The organism is Nostoc sp. C052 (assembly GCF_013393905.1).
Lineage (GTDB): Bacteria > Cyanobacteriota > Cyanobacteriia > Cyanobacteriales > Nostocaceae > Nostoc.
On sequence record NZ_CP040280.1, the window covers coordinates 38,292 to 44,291 of the forward strand.

At 42.6% G+C, this 6,000-nt stretch carries 4 protein-coding genes, 1 pseudogene and 1 CRISPR repeat array; of the genes and pseudogenes, 2 read left to right on the plus strand and 3 right to left on the minus strand.

Annotated features, from left to right (window positions below; genetic code table 11):
* Window positions 1-65: 65 nt before the first annotated feature.
* The gene (locus FD723_RS43855) at window positions 66-194 is read right to left on the minus strand and encodes a hypothetical protein (protein ID WP_256875465.1); all 129 of its coding nucleotides are present in this window, start codon (window positions 192-194) and stop codon (window positions 66-68) included.
* A 97-nt stretch (window positions 195-291) separates the two neighbouring features.
* Complete coding sequence (locus tag FD723_RS42010; protein ID WP_179071049.1) at window positions 292-432, minus strand: hypothetical protein; 141 nt, start codon at window positions 430-432, stop codon at window positions 292-294.
* An 894-nt stretch (window positions 433-1,326) separates the two neighbouring features.
* Between FD723_RS42010 and FD723_RS42015 the strand changes: the two are divergent.
* Window positions 1,327-1,845 (plus strand): annotated as a pseudogene (locus FD723_RS42015) (tyrosine-type recombinase/integrase); the annotation flags it as partial.
* A 109-nt stretch (window positions 1,846-1,954) separates the two neighbouring features.
* Window positions 1,955-2,637: direct repeats of the CRISPR family, unit length 36 nt; unit sequence GTTTCCATCCCCGTTAGGGGAAGTGGTTATGTAAAG.
* Between the two features lie 984 nt (window positions 2,638-3,621).
* On the opposite strand, the gene FD723_RS42020 reads toward FD723_RS42015, so the two are convergent.
* Window positions 3,622-5,472 (minus strand): protelomerase family protein, encoded by a 1,851-nt coding sequence (locus FD723_RS42020; protein WP_179071050.1) that lies wholly within the window; start codon window positions 5,470-5,472, stop codon window positions 3,622-3,624.
* Window positions 5,473-5,663: 191 nt separating this feature from the next.
* On the opposite strand from FD723_RS42020, the gene FD723_RS42025 reads away from it, so the two are divergent.
* Window positions 5,664-5,825: a hypothetical protein gene (locus tag FD723_RS42025; RefSeq protein ID WP_179070987.1), complete on the plus strand. Its 162-nt coding sequence runs from the start codon at window positions 5,664-5,666 to the stop codon at window positions 5,823-5,825.
* The last annotated feature ends 175 nt before the right edge of the window (window positions 5,826-6,000 follow it).

A 6,000-nucleotide genomic window follows, 5' to 3' on the forward strand; every position in this document is an offset into this window, starting at 1 on the left:
CTGTTATCATGTTCTTTAACTTGTTAGCATATCTGTTATTTGTTTTGTTGATACTAAATAACCTGTTAGAAATATCCTTTAGAATTTTTAACAGGTTGCAGATCCGCGAAGCGGTGTCCGCGATCGTCCCCAATCTTCTCATTGCCCCGATCAAATGGCGACCGTTTCGCCGCGTCTCTCTTCTGGTTAGACATTTATAATAACTAGTTCTGGAAACTATAACAAGTTACTGTTATCAGCTATGGCGATCGTCCCCAATCTTCGATGCCCTACTGATATCGTAGTGAGTAATTAGCTACTGTGTACTTGTATCCGCGATCGCTCCCAATCTTCCATTGTCCTGATGTCCAATGCCCAATGCCCCATGACTGGCAACTGCGTTGCCGAACGACGGCGGCTTCGCCGCGTCTCCCGCCGCCGCCCCAAGGTCACATCACCCCGGTTTTTGACCCCAAATACCCTTGCTGTAACTAGCGGTTAAAAATGGCTGTATTCATTATCCAGCAAGGGTTTAGGTCTAGTCACATCACTACCCTTATTTATATAGAATAGGGTATTGCTGTGACTAGATATTTACCCTTTGGCTTAGATATCTAAATATGCTGACGAGTAACTTTTGGGATTGCGATCGCGGCGGCTCGATATTTTTCTCTGGGAAGAGAAAAGTCACAGCAGTACCCTAATTTATATAGATAGGGGTACTGCTGTGACTAAACTAATTATCCCCTTGGCTTAAATCTGGAATTATGTGACGGGTAAATTTTACCCCTTGCGATCGCTGTGGTTATGTCAGGGCAATATCGAATTTCACCCTCGGATTATGCCTTGCCAACAAAGACTCATTCCCACGCGGGAGGGGCAGGGAGAGAGGGAACCTCCTCTGACTTTGTAGTGTTTTTGCAGTACTTCTGTAGTCCTCTGGGACTAATTTTTAGCTGATTGTTGGTTTTTGGCTCAAAAAACTTTCCAAACTTTTTGGCGTACTGTGCGTCAGAATTCAATATTATTCTCCCGTGAAAGCATAATGTCACCGTGACATTTGAAAATGTGAAAAACCGCGTGTTTTCTCTTGATTTACTGGATATTTGCCTTAATTCTGCCAGAAATTTCCCATAATTCTGCCAAAATTACATCAATTTCTCAACAAGCTCAGACTGTTGAGAAATAACTTTTATAAATCCTCAATTCTGCCTTTAAAATGCCATAATTTCGCCAGTTTTATGCAAAATCCTTTTTTTTGCCATAATTACGGCATTTCATTAATTAGAATTTCGTGAAAGGTCACATTAGCTGTAGGCTGTGGATCACAGGGTCAACAGTCTTGCAATGAAAATAAATCGGCATGGACGCGCCAAGGTTCTAACTCAGTCAGAGATACAGCTAATTTTCAGTGATGGCTTAGACAACGACCGCGATAAGACCTTGTTTGGTGTCTGCCTGTTTAGTGCCTGTAGAATCCGTGAATGCTGTACTTTGTTGACCCAAGACATTTACACGCCCAAGAGTAACGTTAGACCCAGGCTGATTATCAGAAAGTCAAATACGAAAGGGAAGCTTGCAACTCGGTCTATCCCAGTGATTGAAGATTTACGGCGATTACTGGTTGAATACTACCCACTAGCAGGGGATGATTATCTGTTCCCCGGTCGCAGTGATGGACACATCAGCGAAGACTCAGCCGCTAGGATTTTGAGAGAAGCTTGCAAACAAGTTGGGATAATTGGCGTGAGTACCCACAGCTTTAGAAGGACTGCGCTAACTCAAATGAGTAACGCCGGAATACCATTGCGAGTGATTCAAGAGATATCAGGGCATCGAAATTTGGAACAGTTGCAAAGATATTTGGAAGTGACTGACGCTCAGGTGTTAGGGGCGGCGGCGGCGTTGTCTATGCTCTCGCCTGTGGCTAGAAGTGGTGTAGAGCTAGCCACTGATAAAAAACTTGAAATTGATGTGAATAGTCCCCGTTAGGGGAAGTGGTTATGTAAAGGAAAACAAAGACATTTCCTGGCGACAAACCGTATCGTTTCCATCCCCGTTAGGGGAAGTGGTTATGTAAAGTCGAAATAGGCGGGTTCCGCTGGAGCGACTTCACAATGTTTCCATCCCCGTTAGGGGAAGTGGTTATGTAAAGCCACACGGTGCTGTATGCAAGCCCACTTGCAGTTTCCATCCCCGTTAGGGGAAGTGGTTATGTAAAGTATTGTGGCCGCCTGGGAAATAACCAACGGCGAACACGCGTTTCCATCCCCGTTAGGGGAAGTGGTTATGTAAAGGGTGGACGATTACGAGACAAGATTGGACATTAAAGTGTTTCCATCCCCGTTAGGGGAAGTGGTTATGTAAAGTATCCGAGGCAGAAATGAGAAATGAAGATATTTCTCGTTTCCATCCCCGTTAGGGGAAGTGGTTATGTAAAGTTCAGCTTTGCAAAGACCAGCTAAACGATTAACTAAGCGTTTCCATCCCCGTTAGGGGAAGTGGTTATGTAAAGGCGCAATCTCGGTTGCAACCCAATCCACCCAAAAGTTTCCATCCCCGTTAGGGGAAGTGGTTATGTAAAGAACAGCTTTCCTCTACTCACCCCGAGGTGATAGTAAGGTTTCCATCCCCGTTAGGGGAAGTGGTTATGTAAAGAGTTCACTTCTGGAACCTTTACAGGGAGAGGGTTTGAGATACCCCAATCGACACCACTTTGTTGAGTGTCAATAACTCCCAATGAATTCTCAATAATTAGTAGATTTCACAGCTTGGAAACGTTGCTGTGTAAGCAATCGACACCAGTCAACGAAGTTATGCGGTTTTCAAGGTTCTGGCGAGTGGTGTCGATGGACTTCAACACACCTGGAAAAAAGGTATAGTACTTTACCTATAAAAGTCAAGATATTGTCAAAACCCTTAATAGTTGGGGCGGAGATGTCGGGAAATGGAGGTTTGACGACATCCAGGTGAAACAGTCTCACAGTAAGCATTAAGACCATACTACACAGGTAAAACGACATCCTGAAGAAGGAGGTTACATCATCGCCCCAATAGTTAGGCTTATTATTTTTCTGTGGCATAACTCTTATAACCGCGCTCCAAAGTTGGCTGATAGCCATAGCGATCGCTTGCCAACTTCAGTTTTAATATCTGAAAAATTAGCATAACTTTTAGAGTTTCAATTTCTGACCGCAAATAAAATCGCCTCATCTAATTGGGACTCCGCCGCGATCGCCTCCGGCATCTTTCTCTACTAAAATAATTTTTGACCCGAATAAATCATTTTTTCGTTTTAAATGCTCTGCGAAAATGGCTGAAATGAAAATAACCCAAAATAACCATAGTAAGTACGGTTATTTTATTCTTTAATCGAAGAATTGTTGACAGTAAAAAATAGTGATTAAGAGCGCTAAGTTGTGGCTTAGTCTAGGCTTAGTCCAAGCTTAGTCTAGGAAACTTGCTTTCTTGAAAAATTGATTCCCTGCACTTAGTCTAGGCTTAGTCTAGGCTTAGTCCAAGCTTAGTCTAGGCATAGTCTGAAGGAAATGTATTTTGGCATACAATTTTGTTATTTAAAATCCACTAATTACATAAACTTAGTGGTGATTATGTAATTAGTTTGTAAGGGAAAAAATAACTTTAATTTCTCCCTGACTTAAAGCCTTCACCACTTAGAAATTCTTCATTTATCAACAACAGAATTTTATCTGTGTCCTTGCCCTTGTTGGCATAGCTGGCAGGGTTACTGGGGTCTTTCTTGTTCTCCATACCGAATTTCGCGTTATGGCTAATCACTTCATCCTTATGGGCCTCAATCCAATCGCGTATCACCAAGCCATTACAGCCCGATAAATCCCTGAGTGCTTGGTTAGTCACTGCCAAGCGATCGCTGTCTCCAGTCGCCACAGTATCGTTATATAAACAGATAGCCTGATAAGACCTACGAATTTTTTCTACAGCTGCTAAGGTTGCTTTGCTCCCCCACACCTCAGCATCAGTCTTGGCTTGCCAGTCAATCTCTTCCTTGATGGGTGCAACCTTGGCAGGGATAGACTTGGCGGCGGGGGCGATACCTTGCCCAAGAGTTACCTTGTTCACCACCTCAATAACTTTTTTCTCTAGCCAAGAATCTAACTCGGTGACATTTAGAGTAACTGTTTGGGGTTGCTGTGTTGTGGTTTCCATAGCTGCTTTCTCCTGTTGTAATTGTTTGTTGGCTATATCTAATTGGTTATTAATGTCTTCTAACTGGTTATTAGTTTGGCGTAACTCTTTAATCTCTGTTTCTAATTGGGCTAATTTTTGCTGTGCTGACTGTAATTGCTTTGCAGTATCCAACCGATTTTTAAATGACTCAAGCAAATAGGTAATAGCTGATTGCTGATTGGGTAGATTTAACTCCTCTTGCAAGTGGCGAATAGCTTCTAAATCTCTTGAACTAACCCGAACATTTGAAAGTTTTTCTTTTGATGGAGCATCTGGGAACCCTACAGGCTTTGTAAGGTAGTAATCGGCATACCCCAAAGTGGTTACAAGATTTTGTAAATCTCGGTCAGTGGGAGCATCCTTAACAAAGTGACCGGCTAACCTAGCGGCGTGTAGCATTTTAGAACCCGTTGAACCCTGGCAATCTCTTTCTGTAGCCAGTGCTAAATATGCGGCTCGTAATGCTTTGCAGTTGTCTTGTTCTTCCCCGTGTCGAAAATTTAGAATTGGGGTTTTATCTCCCTTATCCCCGAAATAACCACGAACTACCCGATTAAGCGAACCATTGCGGCGACTATCAATAGCACGATTTTGGGCTGAAAGGTCTGTAGAATTCTCGTTAGCCACCTCTGCCAAAAGTGCTTTAGTTGTTGGCTCCTTTCTTAACCAGTTCAATCGCTCAATGACGTAACTAGCAGGGTAGAGGGTAGCGATGGGGAATACTGGCTTATCTCCCCGTTTTTTACCTTGACCAGTGAACATTACCTGATAGCTTTGACCCTCAACAGCCGCAAACTTAGCACGAGCGAGAATTTCATGGGGGCGGCGACCAGTAGCAGCAATCAACCCTACTGCTACTTCATGCAAATCTTGGGATTCTAGCAGCTTACCTGTTACCTCTAAATATTCATCTGGGCTAATTTCCTGACCATTTTCGAGGCGATCGCTTACTCGTGTAGACTTGTTTCTCTCTTCCCAATGGCTTTTATCCAGACCACACAGCAATAAAACATAGTGCTTTAACTCGTTTCCTGTAACGTTACCTTGAGCATCGTGTTTTGGTTCAGAGTCAGCATTCTTGCCCTGTTCTAGAGGAATTGACTTGAATTTTTTATAGAAGCCAGCACGACTCAACACAGTGCCTAAACTTTTAATGCTGTAAGTAGTGTTGGTATTTATCCACTCGTTAAAATTTTCGCAGTGTGGCTTGATCTCTTCAAGGCTTTGCAAATCCTTGACCGCTTCAAAAAGTTGCTCTACTTGTTCCTGAACTGCTTTAGACATCTGACCGACTCCCTTTTATTTTTTAAGCTGTTACTAATTTAACTAACAAGTTAGCTGATGTCAATAACTTGTGAAACATTTTTAACAGGTTATTGACATTAGTTAACAGGTTAAGCTACGCTAATAACAGGTTGAACAAACCACAGAAAAAGCGGGCTACTAACCCGCAGCTTAAAAATAAAGGTGATCTCATGTTACTCACAATTGCTAAACCTCAACAATCCCAAGCAAAAGACGACTACTTTGATGGGGAATTCGACGCGGCGATTGGATTACCACCTAAAAGCCAGGATGGAGACTACTGGAGAGGGTATCTCGCCAAGGTGAACGAGACTGGTAGCACACCGTTCTAAAACCCAAAGGGAGGCTAACAACCTCCCTTAATTTTTGCTTACTAGGGGTTAACTCAAAAATATGCTTAGTGACTAAAGTCATGTTTAAGCAGTGACGTTTAGTATATGTATGTTTTTGATTATTCCGAATATATTGAGAATATTCAAATGAAGTAATACGAGGCACAAAGGATAT

Coding starts and splice junctions, on each gene's coding strand:
- FD723_RS42020 (WP_179071050.1), bottom strand. CDS start 5,472: ATGTCTAAAGCAGTTCAGGAACAAGTAGAGCAACTTTTTGAAGCGGTC.
- FD723_RS43855 (WP_256875465.1), bottom strand. CDS start 194: ATGTCTAACCAGAAGAGAGACGCGGCGAAACGGTCGCCATTTGATCGG.
- FD723_RS42025 (WP_179070987.1), top strand. CDS start 5,664: ATGTTACTCACAATTGCTAAACCTCAACAATCCCAAGCAAAAGACGAC.